Origin of the sequence: Granulicatella sp. WM01 (assembly GCF_004570605.1) — a bacterium.
Taxonomy (GTDB): domain Bacteria; phylum Bacillota; class Bacilli; order Lactobacillales; family Aerococcaceae; genus WM01.
Genome location: NZ_SPPB01000047.1, coordinates 1 through 16657 on the forward strand (window position 1 = coordinate 1; position 16657 = coordinate 16657).

Below are 16657 nucleotides of genomic sequence, written 5' to 3' on the forward strand. Positions count from 1 at the left end.
TTAAAACGGAATGCTTTTGGCTATCGGTCATTTACTTATTTTAGAGCACGTATTTTGTTAATGCTAAAATTGTTTTCTAGTTATGAAAAGACTGTTATACACTTAAGTGCATAACAGCCTCATCAACCCTATTTGACATAGAACCTCTTTCTTGTTATGGACTCGGAAAAACCGTGTTGGTGGACGTTTAAGTTTACCAACACGATTTTTTATAGAATGGTGTATAATAAATCATGTTGATGAACAACAAGTTCATTGGTAGGGATGTTTTTTATATAATTGAATGAGGTAAATCAGTCTGTATTAATATAATGTGATTTTACCAATATATAAAACACATACTAAAAAATATCTGTTATAACATTCACATTCACTGTGATAAAGCATATATAATAGAAAAATTGAAAGGTAGAGAGTGCACTATTAAAATGTATGCATAGATATTCTTTTCAGACTATCCAGAAGAATGAAAAAGATGAACATAATATTTATTTACGAACGATATATAAAAGCTGGGCAGAATATTATTTTGTGCAGTATGTAATTGAATTAGGTATATACGAAAGTGATAGAATAGTCTTTATTATTTACTAAAAGAATATAAAATGGCTTTACATCAAGGATTTCATACTATAATTAACGATTATATTTTGTGGATGCTTAATAATTTTGCAGGACATGTTTTGTATGTATTTGAAATATACAGTGTAAAAATGTTTACTATGAGCATGTTATTTTTTTGTCTGTTGACATGATATGAGTAGATTAATTTTATAGCGTTTATAAAATGATTACATAAAAATTATTTAGAATTATTATAAATAGTGTTGACAAATAAGAAATAAAGAGTATAATAAAGATATGAATTTAATTCACACAATAAAAAAGAAAGAGGCGAATTTTAATGACAGAAACAGTTAAATTATTTAATGAATTAACAGCAAATTTAGGAGTATTATACATTAAGTTGCACCAACATCATTTTTATGTAAAAGGACATCATTTCTTTGGATTGCATGAAAAATTTGAAGAGTTATATGATGAAGTACATGAACAATTAGATGAAATAGCAGAACGTGTATTAATGTTAAATGGTAAACCAGTATCAACTTTAGGTGAATTTTTAGAATTATCAACAATTAAAGAAGCACCTTACACAACTGAAAAATCAGCACATGATATGGTGAAAGAAACAGTAGAAGATTTCAAAACTATTGCAGCATTATTAGATAGTGGAATTGAATCTGATAACGTTGATGAAGTATCTAAAGATATTTTAATCGGTGCTAAAGCATCTTATGATAAACATATTTGGATGTTAGGTGCATTTGTAGCTTAATAAAAGAACAACAAACTAGTTCATTTAATATAACAGTAAAAAGTCAGCATAGAATAAGTGATTTTTTACTGTTTTTTTAGTTTGAAATTTTATGTTAATTGAAAACAGGAAATTATTTTCAGAAAATTTATGTTTATAGAATACATGATAAAAATGTCATAAACATAAAAGAGGCTCCAACATAGAATCTTTGTCAGATCATGTGGATAAAAACAGATTTTTTCCACTAAGTTGTATAAAAATAAATCGTTTTGGTAAATAAAAAAGAAGTTACCAAAACGATTTATTTTTGATATTAGGTACAGCTCTTTAATTTTTCTTAAAGTTTGTCTGTTTTAATAAATCAAATAATTTTAGTTGAGGAGCACCCATTGGATACTTATGAAAGTCTTTTGGGTGTATCCATGTTCCCTCAAAGGTGCTATCTTGGATAGGAACAAGGTAAACATGCCATTTTAAGTGGCTGAAAAGATGTGTGATACTACCTAATGCTTCTTGTTGATGAAGAATATGATAAGGTGTACTTTCTTCTGAAAGGGAATTAACTGGCTTTCGTTCAATCATAGGGAATTGCCACATATTTGCTAACAAGCCTTTATTGTTTCTTTGTTGCATAAGAAATGCACCGTTTTTGTCTTGAATAACGTAGGCTGTATAGAACACATCAGTTGCTTTTTTCTTTTTCTCTTTAATCGGATAAATGGACATTGTTCCATTTTGATATGCAGCGTTAAATTCTTTAATAGGACTCAATTCAGGTTTTGGATTTTTAGCAGAACAAATATCGCTGCCTAAATCCATCAACGCCTGGTTAAAATCTCCGGGACGGGTAGGGTCAATGAGTTGTCGCATTAAATAATCAAACACTTTACGGTTTTTAGGGTTGGCAATATCCAAATTAATTTCAAATAATCTTGCCATGACACGCATGACATTTCCGTCTATGGCAGGTTCTGGAAGATTAAATGCGATACTAGCGATTGCTCCTGCAGTATATGGTCCTATCCCTTTTAAAGTTCGGATATGTTCAATTGTATTTGGCATCTGTCCATTGTAATGTGCGACAATTTGTTGTGCAGCACTTTGCATATTGCGTACACGTGAATAATAGCCTAGTCCCTCCCAAGTTTTCAGTAAGACATCTTCTGGAGCATTGGCTAAATCTTGAATACTCGGAAAAGTTGCCATGAATTTTTTATAATAGGGAATAACAGTAATTACCTGTGTCTGTTGGAGCATGATTTCTGACACCCAAATTGCATACGGATTATTTGTACGTCGCCAAGGTAAATCCCGTTTATGTGTATCATACCAGTTTAGTAGGGTAGTGCGGAATCTTTTTATTTTTTCCTCATCCCATAGTGTAATGCCATGCTCTGTTAAAATATTACTCATTGATTTCCTCCGAGAAGTTCTGTTGTGATAATTTTTCATTAATGTAACGTTTAATTACATCATAATTAAATCCTTTTTGATATAATGCACCTATCATTTTTTCTTTTAGACGATTGCCCTCATATGTTAAACGATATTTTTGCCACAATCTATTACCTTGATAACATAAAGTGTTCCATTCTTTATACTCATCTTGCTCAATATCTAGCTCGGAAATAACATGTTCAGCAATTGAAAAAGAAAATCCTTTTTGTACAAGATGTAATTTGATTTTTTGTACAAGATTTTTATAGGAGAGATGATGTTGTTTAGCTTGATATTTTTGAGCAACCTCTAAAGCAAGTGTATATTCTGTGGCATCGTCTATTTGTTCTAAAGCTATGTCAATAAGATGTTGTTCAATTCCTTTTTTTTGGAGTGCTTTTTCAATGACAAATTTACTTTTTTTGGTTAGAGCAAGAGCTGACTGGACAAATGTTGTAGCATAGGTCATATCGTTGATATAATTTTCCTCTTTTAGTTGTGTGATAACTAACTCTATAACATGTGGATCAAGCGTGTCATCTGATAGCAGTTTTTCTCTGACTTCGTGTTCACTTCTTAGTGAGTATGATAAATAATTAAGGGCTTTACTATAAATTTTTTGCACACTATTATGTGTGATAATTTCATTTTTTAAGGTATCTGATATATCCATTCCCTTATGTAAACGATAGGCAATTAATGTGTTTTCAGAAATGCCAAAGGCAAAAACATTATCAATGTAAATATTGTATCTATTGCTTGTCTGTTTTTGTGTATCTATTGCGGTAATAATTGGCATGAAAAACCTCTCTTTAGTTAGAATAGTTTATGTCTATTATAGCCTATTTTTTATAAATAAGCTAAATTCAAGGTTTTAAAAAGTTAAAAAATAATTGTCAATCGAAAATGAAAATGTCCCAAAATGTGGGCCACTATAAGTGCAATGATTTTTTTGAAAATCATTGCACTTATAGAGCAAAATAATGTATGCTATTAAAGTATCAAGCAGGCTTGTTGTCTTGATACTCTTCAAGAGTTTTTCCAATACTCTTGAGATAGCGTTTGAAAGATGCCAGTTTCCATGGGTGAGATTGTGGAGGAACATATTGGTGTCTTTCTTTTTTTATATTCTCACCCAAATCAAACACTGCTGAATGCTCTTCATGTGTTAATAAACAACGTGTGGCATAAATTTTATCAGCAATATTTAAGAAAATATCTCCATTAAGTGCTTCAATAACTAATGATTTTGTGTGTCGTGAAAAATACAAACCTTTCCCATTTTGAACAGGTAAATAGTGATTATTTTTAAATCGTATATGATGCCCATCATCTATTTTACGTTCAATAAAAGATTGATTTGGGATGGCTTAGGTGCTGTTTCATACACACTCTGTGTCGTTTTTTCTCCAAATTGTTTATTGAACGATTTTATCCATCTTTTTAAAAAATGATTAGCTTCTTCCAGTGTTGAAATGCCATGTCGTTCCAAATCAACAGGTAATCGGGATTGTAAGGTATTGTTTAAACGTTCCACACGTCCTTTCCCCTGTGGAATAGATGTTGTTTTAAGGCTAATACCTAACTGAAAACAAGCAAAACCAAACTGTGTCATGGTATCGTCTTGAAGCTGTTGAGTCCCTTTCCTTTGATAATCAAATACCGTTCGTCTATCCGTTAAAAAAGCAGCAGGAATACCATACTTGGTTAATATCTGATGTAACACCTGATAATAGCCTTTCAGCGTTTCTTGTGGGGAAAAACAGACACCAATACTATTACCAGAAGCATCATCAATGGCAACATGAAGATGCGAGACAGTTTGACCAAACCACATGAATTGACTAGCATCCATCTGTATTAGTTCACACAGTATTTTTTTCTCGGACGACTAGGGTGGATAGTGTCACTATCTGCTAGAAACTCACAATAACGGGGTAAGTTTCTAGACAATTCATGTCTCACCTGTTGTGCTACTTTTTTCTGTTGTTTAAGTCGTTTTATTGTTTTACGACGAGTTTTAAGAGAAGCAATCCCATGTTTATAGAGAATGGCACGAACAGTTGTATCTGTTAAATTGATTCCATGCTCTTATTTTAACATTTTAGTAAAATAGACAATATTAGGTCTTAAATTGGTAAATGATTGATAGATCTCTACAATAAAAGTTTTGAGGGGCTCAGGTAGAGTATGTTTGGGGTGTCGCTTTTTATTTTTATGAGAAAAAGCTGATTGACCAAACTGAACATACTTGTCAAGTAGTCGGTTAATTTGTCTTAATGATAAAGTTAATTCAACACAGGCACTTTTTTTGCCATGATAAACGGCTTTGATGACGTTATATTTTTTACTTCATTGTGAATTCTATCTTTTTCACATCTTTAGTGTATCATTTTGGGACATTTTGTCATTCGATTACTTTAAGACATTATCACATTCGATTGATAGTAAAACAGGGAGTGTCATCTTTCCTGCCAGTGGTGAGAGTTCTTTGGAAGTCACCGTGACACTAAGAGATGCGTTTAATACGAGTCACGTTGTGGTGAGTGTTGGGACAGCCTTTGTGTTACTCGACTGTCACAGTTCTGGTAAAGGTATCGGTGTGGGTAAAGTTGCAGAATTACAAAACACACTTGATGTATTTCCTAACTGGGATTTTAAATATATAAATGCCGTGATGACTGATTTTGTGATGGAACAAGGCATAAAGAATAACTGGCATTACCGTAAATGGTATAGCGGTGTGATGGAACTAAGTGCTAGGAAATCGATAACCGTTGATGTGAAAAACAGATGGGGGAGTTTATTTACTTCTGGTCCCATTTCAGAAACGGATTTAACCTACCTTTTTGTCTTTAAAGAATTACTGACTGTCATTGTGACTTTATCGCCGATAACATGGGCAGGGATAGTCATGACTGGATCAGGACAAGTAGGTTCTACGTCTAAAACAGGTGTCTTTGAAGTCGTCAGAGGTTTAGAAGCAACGAATGCCACCTATGTCTTTAATTATGATGTGGTTGGCAAGTGGAAATAAAAAAATGGAGGATAAAAGATGAAAGAATTATGCTCAACATGCCAAGTGGTGTTTTCAGTTATTGGAGGCACACTTGGTTATTTTTTAGGAGGATTAGACGGCATGTTATACACATTATTAGTATTTGTGGTGATCGATTATTTAACAGGTGTTTTATGTGTGATTGCAGATAAACGTTTATCCAGTGAGGTGGGGTTTAATGGTATCGCACGTAAAATCATTATTTTTGCATTAGTGGGCATTGCCCACTTATTGGATGTGCAGATTTTAGGTCATGTAGGTGTTTTACGCGCAATGGTTATCTTCTTTTATGTGTCAAACGAGGGTATATCTATTGTTGAAAATGCCTCTCACTTAGGTTTGCTCATCCCAGAAAAATTAAAATCTATTTTACAACAATTAAAAGAAAGAGGGAATGAACATGAGTAATAGTCCATTAGTCAATTATGTCAAATTAAGCCTAAATCATAGTGGACAACGCAATCATAAAATTGATACCATCACCATTCATCATATGGCAGGTAATTTATCGGTTGAAACATGTAGGAATGTGTTTGCGCCAACCTCTCGTCAAGCAAGTAGTAACTATAGTGTAGATTCTAGTGGGCGTGGGTATGTATGTTTAGGAACACAACCGTTCGTGGTGTTCGTCAAGTGCAGCTAATGATAACCGAGCGATTACGATTGAAGTCGTCAATGATGAGTATGGTGGGAATTGGCATGTGAGCGATGTGGCACTTCAAAAGACCATTGATTTGTGTGTCGGTATTTGTCAGCGTAATGGTATTCAAGCACTGAACTATACAGGGGATACCAGCGGTAATATGACGAAGCACGAATGGTTTGCGAATACCAACTGTCTAGGGCATTATCTTGGTAGCAAGTTTCCTTATATTGCCTCTGAAGTGAATAAGCGATTAAGTGGGCAGTCATCGCCACCTGTCCAACAAACCCATACGAATCTTGATGATGTAGCACGACAAGTTATCAACGGACAGTTTGGGAATGGAAATGACAAAATACAACGAGTACGTTCAACTGGTTATGATTCTGTGCAAGTTCAAGAGCGGGTGAATGCCTTGTTAGATAAAACACCTCCATTTCAATTAGCTTTAAAATCAGTCGATGAACTGGCACAAGAAGTCTTAAACGGGAAATGGGGTAATGGTAACCGGCGCAAATCTGCGCTGATTGGTGCAGGATATAATTACGACAAAGTTCAAGCAAAAGTCAATGAGTTGGTAAGTGGAAACGTGACATCATCTTTAAAATCAATTGATGAGGTCGCAAGAGAAGTCATCAACGGTCATTGGGGTAATGGGCAAGAGAGAAAGAATCGGCTAACACAAGTAGGTTATGATTATCAAAAAGTTCAACAAAAAGTCAATGAATTATTATAGTAGAAAGCCTATCTAAGCAGAAATGCTTGGACAGGTCTTTTTTGTTATTGAGAGAGTTTTTAACAAAATATCTAATTTTATAATTTTTCAAATTATCTATCATTAGAAGTAGGTATGTTATTTTTTATCCTAATTTTGTAGTTTATTTTGTATGATGTTTCATGAAATATGATATAATATCGCCTTATAGGAGGAAAAATGAAAAATATAAAAATTTTAATTATAACAATGTTAATGATGTTCTTACCAAATTCTATTATTTTTGCAGAAGAAATTTCAACACAAATGCAAAATAACGTAGAGAATGCAGAAACATCAACAAAAGATATGACTACTGAAAGTAGTGATGTAATTATTGGTGAGGAAAGTTTAAATTTAGGTGAATTAAAGAAAGAAGATAATAAAGAAATTTCTAAAAACCCAACAATTACACAATATATTGTACATGGAGAGTTAGATTCGACTAAAACAGGAGTAGATTTTTATAAAAATGTTTCTATTTCATTGGTTGGAGATAATTTAACTGATCGCCATTTCTTAACCAAAGAAGGCTTACATTGGTCAGAAAAAACGACAGTTGAATTGATAACAGGTAAAGAGATAGGGATATTAAATGATTCTAATACATTTGGTGTTCAAAATACTCCTAATGTAGAAATAAGAGCCTATAGTAATAATAAAGGTGATTCTGGAAGAATTACTTTTGTGGGTAAAACAAAGTCGAATGAAGATTTAGATTTAATTTGGACTGTTACTGATTCAGATAAAGAAGAATGGGCTACTAATTCAGGATATGCTAACGATAATCGAATAAAGGGATTAGGATTTACTGGAGAGCAGTATATCCCTGAATCTACGGGGAATTCCATAGTTGTACTGTATAATAATGCTAGTAACTTAGGTATCCATTATAAAATTGTTAAACATGGAACTATGGAAGAAATGCCAGTTGTATTAAGTTTTATTTCTACAGATATTGATGCAGCACAGGGTGTTCAAACAGATTTAGCTAATATTACAGAAATCATTCCTAAAGAATCTAACTTAGTCAAAAAAGATGGGATTATTTACGATGCAACTTCTGGAGTTGTTGGGTTAAATGGAACGAAGGATTTACCAAAGGGTGGTTATCTAGGTGCAGGTTTTTTATCCAGTTTTGATTATATATTTTATTCGCCAGCACCAGAAAGAGTACACAATTCTTACCATTATCCAATAGCTGTTCGTTATGATATTTTTGGAAGTAGTTTACAAGCCAATCTTTTAACACGATTAAAAAATCATATTACGGTGAACTACTTTGATGAAGATGGAAAAATAATTAAGGCTAGTGAACAATTTACTGGCTATCAAGATGAGAAGTATTTTATTCAATCGTTAGTTATACCAAAGTATAAGCTAGTCAATATTAAAAAAGATGAATTTAATTTTAACTATCCTAAAATTGATTTTATATATCGCCCTATTTATACGATTAACTTAAAATTTATTGATGACTCAGGAAAAGAGGTGTCAGCAAGTAAGCAGTATTCAGCTGAGAAAGGTTATAAGTTAAGTTATACTGCACCAACGATAACAGGATATGATTTGCCGAACAAACTGGAAACAACAGTTGATAATGATATAAACTATACTTTTGTTTATAAAAAGGTAGAGAACATATCTGTTCAACTAGAACGTGTAGAAAAAATTGAACAAGAAGTAAAGACTAATGTTGTAGACAAATCACCACTAAATCAAGAAAATGAGCGAATAGATTTTAAGAAAGTAGAGACTGCTACGTGGGGAGTATCTTATCTCCCAAGTAGACCAGAAACGGTTGTCACTAGTCCGTCAGTTACAAATTATACCACTCCTATTGTTCGCCAACCTAACGAGATTACTAATAGGACAGTAATTTCGCAACAAGGGGTAACAATACCACCGACAACATTAAAACAGTTAGATCCTTTTCTTATTAATACAGGGATGACAAAAGAAGAAAAAGAAATATTTTTAAGATATATTAAGGAAGTGGCTAAACGTTCTAGGGATAAACATGGTGATGATTCAAACAAAATCAATCATGATATTGCCAATGCGATTGCTTACCAAGTATACCATAATGATTTTTTACAAAAAAATACGAATGATTTTGGGGAGAAGCCTAAAGAATTAAGTGATATGATGGAAGATTTATTTAAAGAAATTCATAGAGATTCACGATATATTATTGATTTTCCGCATTTAGCAGCTCCACTTGCAACGGCTGAAAAAAGCACTTGGTGGAAAGAGCTGGGTAAAACTATTGCGAGTTTGTCACCTTTAAATTTGTTGGGTGAAAGTCCAAAGGATATAATGTTTATGAATAATTCTATGACTGGGGATTTATTAACCAATATAGATGATAAAGACAAAAGAACAAATATAGACGCTTATATTTTTAGATACCATCCTGATTTTAAAGATTTATCTTTAGACGAACGAATCGAAAAATATTATAGTTTAGACAATCTTAATATAAAAAGAGCAGAATACTATAAACAAGCACTTGAATTAAGAGGTGGTGGAAATTCATCTTCTGATTATTCTAATTTTATCAATTGGGGTAGTGCAATTAGTTTGGCAGGTCTAGGTCTAGTTGGTCTTACCTTGTTCAGAAAGTTTAAAAGAGAATGGGAAGAATTTAATAAAGAAGAATTAGCATATCTTTATAAAAAAGTATGGAAACCAATGGTAAATGGTGCCAATGAATTATTAACGAATCCACTGGGATTTGTTGGAAACAGAGTTTTAGGGTCAATAAGTAATTTTGTAGCGAATACATTAGTTACGGGTGGACTTACTTTGAAAGTTGTAGGTAACAAAGTTATTAATGGGCTAGTTAAACCAGTTTATAAGCATGTTGTAAAACCAGTGGTTAAATTTGTTAATGAGAGCGTTGTAAAACCTGTTTACAATAATATTATTAAACCAGCGGGTAAATTAGTTAATAATTATGTTGTAAAACCATTTGTCAAGTATGTTGTTAAGCCTGTTTACAATAATATTATTAAACCAGCGGGTAAATTAGTTAATAATTATGTTGTAAAACCATTTGTCAAGTATGTTGTTAAGCCTGTTTACAATAACATTATTAAACCAGCAGGTAAATTAGTTAATAATTATATTGTAAAACCATTTATTAAGTATGTTGCATGTCCAATAAATAATTACGTGGTCAAACCAATAGTGAACCACGTTGTAAAACCTGTTTATAATAATATAATTAAGCCTATGGTCAAACCGATATATAATAAGGTAATTAAACCAGTGGGTAACTTCATTAACAAGAATATTTTACAGCCAATTGGTAATTTTTTTAAAGGGATATTCAAATAGAGATAGGAGAAAAAATGAAAAAAATTTTACTAACACTAATGATGGTAATGGTAGGTCTATTAATACTAACTACTACTGTTTTTTATAATTTAAAATCAAATTCGGTATATTATGCCAAAAATATGCCAAGAGGGGAAGGCCAAAAGCCTGAATTGGTGATGTTAATTGATAATTTAGACTGGATCTATAAACCGAATACAGAAGGTATAAAATATGATTTTGATGGGACAAGAGATATTATTAATGAGACAGGATCTAAAGGGTTCGGAAATATATATTCAGACAAGACAGAGTATGTGTATTCAAATGGAGATAGTATCGTTTATAGATTTACCAAGAATTTTGAATTAAAGCATGCAACGCGTTTAAGAAAAATGGAAACCGTTGATATCAGTTCAGTAGACAAAAATAAACTTGTAGAAGAGATAGAACAGTTTGTAAAACCAGTTATGGATGAACAAACAAAACCGATGATTAATTTACAATGGTTGTTTAACTTACTTTATCAAGATGAATTTAAATAATCGTTCAAATGGAGCTATTGTAGCGTTTAAAAAAGAAGGGGTTTTAATAATGGGAGATAAATTTTCAGGTAAATCTAGCACAATGCTGTATTTTATAAATAATTACAATGCAAAATTTGTTACGAATGATATATCGTTATATGATTCAGAGTATTTTGAAGGAGTAGGGAAATCAATATCTATTAGAAGAGTTTCTTTAGAAAAATTTAACTTAAATAATATAAAATCAAATTACCCGTTGAATACAAAATTTTATATTAATAATCAATGGGATGATAAATATAAAATATCACCAAAAGAATTTAGTCAATTATTTCGTGTTAAAATTACGCCTAAGATTAAAGTTAATGTTATTTTTTATTTAAAATATAGTAAAGATAGTGGAGGAATAGTTAGGAAATACGATTGTAAACAAATAAATCAATTATTACGTAGACAAATTATTGACTTAAAATATAGGTGTCCGTTTTTAAATTGTAAATTTTATGAAGTCACTATTAATGAAAATAACCAAGAAGATTTATTTAATGAAATGTACAACCTTGTTCAAAAAAATAAAGAGGAGTAAATAGATTATGAATATTGGTTTAATAGGTTGTGGACAACATATGTTAAATACCATGATACCTAATATTATAGGTAATAGAAATTGTACTATAATCTCTGCCTGTGATATTGATAAAACTAGATTAATAGAGATAAAGAGCCGATTAGGTAATATTAATTTATATGAGTCTGTAGAAAAAATGCTTGATAATGAAGATATAGATATAGTTGTTATTTCTGTAAATCCTGAAATGCACATGAGGTTTACAAAATTAGCATTAGATAAAGGCGTTAATGTCTATGTTGAAAAACCTATAGGACATAATTTTGAAGGTATTAAAAAGTTACATGAATTGGCTATGAAAAACTCTTTATCTGTGGAATATGGTGCAAAATGGAGATACACAGAAGCAACGAAAATAGCTAAGGAGTGGTTGAATAAAAATAAGAAAAAAATTAAGCTAATTACATTAGATGCTACATTTCCCATTGGAATAGAGAAAAATCCTTGGGGAATGTCTCCTATGATGGGCGCTATACAAGAGGTGTTTATTCATGCTATTGATTATATATTAAGTTGGATAGGATATGGGATAAAAAATATACATTTAAATATAGCTAATAATACAGATTGCACCAAGCTATAAATGTAATTATAGAATCTAATGACGGGATAGTAACATCTTTGAATTTGGTAAAAGGATTAGGCGCATATCAAAATAACGTTATACTTCATACAGAGACTGGTGAACAAATTAAATTATATAATTTGACACAATTAGAAATTACAACTAATGATAGTTGGGCAAATACACATGGGACATTTAGAGATCATCCTTCATACAATTGGGAACAGGGGAGATTGTACAGAAGTTGGGCTAGAGCGGGGATGGCGGAAGTTTGGAATTATTTAGTTGAAGATATTAAATTAGAAAGACGACTTTGCAAGGGATTAGAAAGAGCGTACATGTCCCAGAAAGTAGTTCAAGAATTATGGAAAAAGGTAGAAAATTTAAATAATGAATAAAGATAATAATTTAGATGTATTGGAACAATTGAACTATAAATACGGTGCCAATCTTAATGTAATCAATAATGCATCTCATAATAAACATTATTTTGGTTTTAGTGAATATTTTGGTAAAAATATATTTATTAAATGTTATTTTAGTAAAAAGAGATTTTTATTGGAAAAAGAAATATTACAATCCTTAAAAGATGACAATTTATTGGATTGGAGTGAAATATATGGTAGTTATTTTATAGTGTTAAATTTTATTGATATGCGTGATATGAAAGACAATGATGACATTGATGCATTTGAAGTTGGGAAACTACTTGGTAAATTTCATGAGAATGTTACCAAAGAAAATAATATTACAAACATTATAGATATTGTAGGGGACAAAACAGTATTTCAAGATTTAAGTAAGCTATTCAAAAAATTGGAAAATCATAATCAATTTATTGTTTTAAGTAAAATTTATAATGTGTTATTAGAATTTAAATCAATATATGAAAATGAGTATAACCATTTAAATAAAACGGTAATACATGGAGATTTTGGTTATCGAAATATCAAATCGTTGAATAATAAATTGACATTAATAGATTTTGAAAGAGTAAAATATGATATACCATGGTTAGATTTTATTAAAATTTTTAATAGAGAACTACCAGATGAATCTAGTCAAAAAAAGTGTATTGAGGGGTATAGGAAAGTTAAAGATTTAGAAATTCCTAGTCCGTTGTTAGTTAAAGTATTAGAATTTTATTCTGTTTTAGGAATATATAGTTATACATCTAATATTAAAGATACTAAATTTGAGCATATGGGCAATTTAATGCTAGAAAAAATACTTCAATATATTAAGTATATAAGAATTTTAAAAAGTTTAATTTTAATATTTGTTGGAGATGCACTAGGTGTGGCATGTACACATTACTCTAGAGAAGAGATTTCGAAAGTGTACGGAAAAGAAATAACAGATATAACAGAGAAAATACGATATTTTGGTAAAAAAGAACCAAAATGGAAATTAGGAGAAGTTACAGACGATAGTTATCAAGCTGTGGCTACATTAAAATGTTATGATTTTGTGGATAATCCTAAAAGGAACGATTTTTCAGAATTAATATATAATCTGGATTCTAAATATTGTAAAAATACAACGTCTTGTGGCCGATTTAAAAATTCTAAAGATATGAATTATGTTGCGTGGTTTGGAAGAGGAAACAGAGGAATAAACAGGAGTATACCACTTGGATATATGGCTTATTTATGCGATTGGAGTGATACTACTGTTATAGAAAATGTTGTTAAGAACGTTTCTTTGACCCATAATTCTTATGAAACCATATCAGCAGCTATTTTTATCGTAAGTTTGATTAAAAATTTATTGAGTATGAAAAAAGTCAATAAAATATCAGCATTCACAGACAGTTTAAATACGTTATTGAAATATGAAAAAGAAATGTCAAGATATGAATTTTCAAAAGCCTTAACATATGCTCTATATATTAAACCTGAAAAATATATTAATGAAATTTATTGTAAACCTTCTGATTGGGGATTCGAGTCAATTGAATCTGTTCCCATAATTGTTTCTGTTTTTATTAATGATAATATGTCGAAAGATACTATGTTAAACTTAATAAATTTAGGTGGGGATTCGGACTCTACAGGAGCTATTTTAGGCGCTTTAATGGGGGCAGCTAATGTTGATTTAAATTTATTTAGTAAAGAAATAAAAATAATTAGTAATAATAATGGTAATTTGATATATGATGCAAACATTCTATTTAAAGACATAATAGATAAATATGGAAAATAAGATATTGATGGAAGAAAATGTTGTTATAAAAAAATATTCTTCAAAAAAATTATATTGCTGAAAAGACAATTTTAGTACATGAAGAAATAAAAAATAAACCCCGGATAATTTCTTTTTGTGATGAGCTTTTAGAAATTGCAACTGTTAAAATTCAAGGAAAGCATCCAAATTTTTTAAAATTAGATATTATCAATAATTTTTTATCAGTGTTAACAGAATATCATTCTGTTATTGTTGATACTTTACATATGAATTTAGGAAAGTATATAGATAGAAGAATGACTTCTTTAATGATGTGTAATAGTTTTGATAAAAAATATATAGATAAAATAATTAATATAATTACTAGAGTAAATATTTTGGCTATTAGTGAAGATAATAAAAAATTATTTAAAAAAGTGTTATTACATAATGATTTAAAAATTGAAAATATTATAGTTGATGGTGAAAATGTTATTTTTTTGGATTTTGAGAATAGTTGTTATGGTCCTATAATTTTTGACGTAAATAGAATTTTATGGCGAATTTGTAAGTGTAACATATATAGTAAGTTGTGGAAAAATATTGTTAAACAATTTCACATTAAACGGACAGATATGATTATTGTTAGAGCATTTATAATATTACAATGTATAGGTGCCATAAATTATTACGAAAATTTGAATGATAATGACAGAAAAATTTATCAACGTATTTATGTAGATGCAAGATATACGTTAAAAAAAATATAGAAATATTGGAGAATCATATATGAAATATTTGATTACAGATTTAGATGGGACCTTGTTTTTTAAAAATGATACAGGAGATGTGTTACTTGAAAAATTAAAAAAAATTTCTTGTAAATATAGAATAATTTTAGCTACCGGAAGAAGTTATGATGATTTTTTAGATGTTTTCGATTTTAATAAACTGGGAGGGTATATATACGGATATGTATTTTCCAACGGTAGTCAACTGATTAGAGGGAGTTTAAAAAAGTATAATTATTTTGATAAAGCTAAACTAAAAAAATTTATAGATATATTTGTTGATAAAAATATATTTTTATTAGAGTATGAAAATCAAGGATTGTATGAAGCACACTTATTAAAGGACAGTAACTACAATAATATTATTAGACTTAGGGTAAATTCTAATTCAATAGAAATAATCAACACCTGTATTACGTTAGCTAGTAGCTTTGATTTTAGAATAATATTTTTCAGAGAAAATACTGTAGATATATATCCTCCTAAAGTAAGTAAATTGGAAACAGCATTATCTCTGATTGATGATAAATCCAGTATTATATATGCAGTAGGAGATGGTATCAATGATTTATCTTTTTTGTCTTTTGATAAAGTAGAAGGATATATAATAAATAATAAATTTATATTGTCAATAAGTAGTATTTGGGAGATTATATAAATTTATTAGGTGAGGTATATATGTGTAATGTTTGTTTTGTTTATGACGATACTAGTGATTATAAAAGCTATTCGAATATTGTATATAGAAATTTGAGTATGATAAATAGAATTAAATATATCGTACATAGATTTGAGAATATAAATTTTAAATTGTTAAGAAATAAGAACGATAGATGTGAGTTATCAAGATTAGAAAAAAATTCAAATTATATCAGATATATCCATTTTTTTTCTTATGCTGCTTTTAAGACGGACAAAGATTTTGTGGATATTATTAAATTTATTTGCAATAATCCGGGGAAGTATGTATTTTGTGCACATAATGTTCCTCTAGTATTTGTAACGGAAAATTATAGTGAGTATATAATTCTGTTAGATTTATTAAATAAAAGTGGTGTGAATATTTTTTGTCAAAGAAACTACACGGTGATAGAAAATAAAAAATTGTTCTCGAATTGTAAAGCCAAGTGCAACAGTACATGAAAAATACTAAAGTCACAGTCTATGTCTGTGTGCGACATAGTTGTTTTGTAATGGAATAGGTGTAACGGTCAAGGTATTAGCGTAGCGAGCCTTTACGGTTACACCTATTCTGTTATAGTTTATGTCGTTGCACACAAACGATTAAACATAGTATGAGGTGTATCATAGTCTAGTATACGTCTAGGTCTATTATTTAACGCATTTTGTATAGTTGTTATCATTTGAATAGGTACTAAATTAAATGATTTTCCCTTCGGTAAAAATTCTCGAATTAAACCATTGTGATTTTCATTAGTCCCTCGT

The 16657-nt window shown here is 30.2% G+C and carries 15 protein-coding genes and 2 pseudogenes; 13 read left to right on the forward strand and 4 right to left on the reverse strand.

Annotation, left to right across the window (positions count from 1 at the left end):
- Positions 1-904: 904 nt before the first annotated feature.
- Complete coding sequence (locus E4T68_RS06685) at positions 905-1339, forward strand: DNA starvation/stationary phase protection protein (protein ID WP_135125361.1); 435 nt, start codon at positions 905-907, stop codon at positions 1337-1339.
- Positions 1340-1648: 309 nt separating this feature from the next.
- Here E4T68_RS06685 and mutY read toward each other — a convergent pair whose 3' ends face one another.
- The 3 genes and pseudogenes from mutY to E4T68_RS06700 all read right to left on the reverse strand — a co-directional run bounded on the left by mutY (position 1649) and on the right by E4T68_RS06700 (position 5092).
- Positions 1649-2734 carry an A/G-specific adenine glycosylase gene (mutY, locus tag E4T68_RS06690; RefSeq protein WP_135125362.1) on the reverse strand — a complete coding sequence of 362 codons (1086 nt, stop codon included), beginning with the start codon at positions 2732-2734 and terminating at the stop codon, positions 1649-1651.
- Complete coding sequence (recX, locus tag E4T68_RS06695) at positions 2727-3557, reverse strand: recombination regulator RecX (RefSeq protein ID WP_135125364.1); 831 nt, start codon at positions 3555-3557, stop codon at positions 2727-2729. The genes mutY and recX overlap by 8 nt, the downstream gene beginning before the upstream one ends.
- Positions 3558-3759: 202 nt before the next feature.
- Positions 3760-5092 (reverse strand): annotated as a pseudogene (locus E4T68_RS06700) (ISNCY family transposase).
- 70 nt (positions 5093-5162) lie between these two features.
- Between E4T68_RS06700 and E4T68_RS06705 the strand changes: the two are divergent.
- From E4T68_RS06705 to E4T68_RS06755, 12 genes are all read left to right on the forward strand, one after another.
- The gene (locus E4T68_RS06705; protein ID WP_135125366.1) at positions 5163-5795 is read left to right on the forward strand and encodes a hypothetical protein; all 633 of its coding nucleotides are present in this window, start codon (positions 5163-5165) and stop codon (positions 5793-5795) included.
- An 18-nt stretch (positions 5796-5813) separates the two neighbouring features.
- The gene (locus tag E4T68_RS06710) at positions 5814-6224 is read left to right on the forward strand and encodes a holin family protein (protein WP_135125368.1); all 411 of its coding nucleotides are present in this window, start codon (positions 5814-5816) and stop codon (positions 6222-6224) included.
- The gene (locus E4T68_RS09785; RefSeq protein WP_228099271.1) at positions 6217-6459 is read left to right on the forward strand and encodes a hypothetical protein; all 243 of its coding nucleotides are present in this window, start codon (positions 6217-6219) and stop codon (positions 6457-6459) included. The genes E4T68_RS06710 and E4T68_RS09785 overlap by 8 nt, the downstream gene beginning before the upstream one ends.
- Positions 6460-6526: 67 nt before the next feature.
- Positions 6527-7195, forward strand: a complete 669-nt coding sequence (locus E4T68_RS06715; RefSeq protein WP_245175688.1) for a hypothetical protein — start codon at positions 6527-6529, stop codon at positions 7193-7195.
- A 198-nt stretch (positions 7196-7393) separates the two neighbouring features.
- A complete protein-coding gene (locus tag E4T68_RS06720) occupies positions 7394-10555 on the forward strand; it encodes a MucBP domain-containing protein (RefSeq protein ID WP_135125370.1) in 3162 nt (1053 codons plus the stop codon).
- Between the two features lie 14 nt (positions 10556-10569).
- Complete coding sequence (locus tag E4T68_RS06725; protein WP_135125372.1) at positions 10570-11079, forward strand: hypothetical protein; 510 nt, start codon at positions 10570-10572, stop codon at positions 11077-11079.
- Positions 11066-11647, forward strand: coding sequence for a hypothetical protein (locus E4T68_RS06730; RefSeq protein WP_167753852.1), 582 nt, complete (start codon positions 11066-11068; stop codon positions 11645-11647). Before E4T68_RS06725 ends, E4T68_RS06730 begins: the two co-directional genes overlap by 14 nt.
- 7 nt (positions 11648-11654) lie before the next feature.
- Entirely contained in the window at positions 11655-12272 is a 618-nt protein-coding gene (locus E4T68_RS06735; RefSeq protein ID WP_135125376.1) for a Gfo/Idh/MocA family protein, read from the forward strand.
- A 38-nt stretch (positions 12273-12310) separates the two neighbouring features.
- Positions 12311-12652: a hypothetical protein gene (locus tag E4T68_RS06740; protein ID WP_135125377.1), complete on the forward strand. Its 342-nt coding sequence runs from the start codon at positions 12311-12313 to the stop codon at positions 12650-12652.
- The gene (locus E4T68_RS06745) at positions 12645-14459 is read left to right on the forward strand and encodes an ADP-ribosylglycohydrolase family protein (protein ID WP_135125378.1); all 1815 of its coding nucleotides are present in this window, start codon (positions 12645-12647) and stop codon (positions 14457-14459) included. The genes E4T68_RS06740 and E4T68_RS06745 overlap by 8 nt, the downstream gene beginning before the upstream one ends.
- A 206-nt stretch (positions 14460-14665) precedes the next feature.
- Complete coding sequence (locus E4T68_RS06750; RefSeq protein ID WP_256359886.1) at positions 14666-15190, forward strand: aminoglycoside phosphotransferase family protein; 525 nt, start codon at positions 14666-14668, stop codon at positions 15188-15190.
- 19 nt (positions 15191-15209) lie between these two features.
- Complete coding sequence (locus tag E4T68_RS06755) at positions 15210-15869, forward strand: HAD hydrolase family protein (protein ID WP_135125382.1); 660 nt, start codon at positions 15210-15212, stop codon at positions 15867-15869.
- A gap of 604 nt (positions 15870-16473) precedes the next feature.
- Here the strand turns inward: E4T68_RS06755 and E4T68_RS09595 are convergent.
- Positions 16474-16657: pseudogene (locus tag E4T68_RS09595) on the reverse strand (IS30 family transposase); the annotation flags it as partial.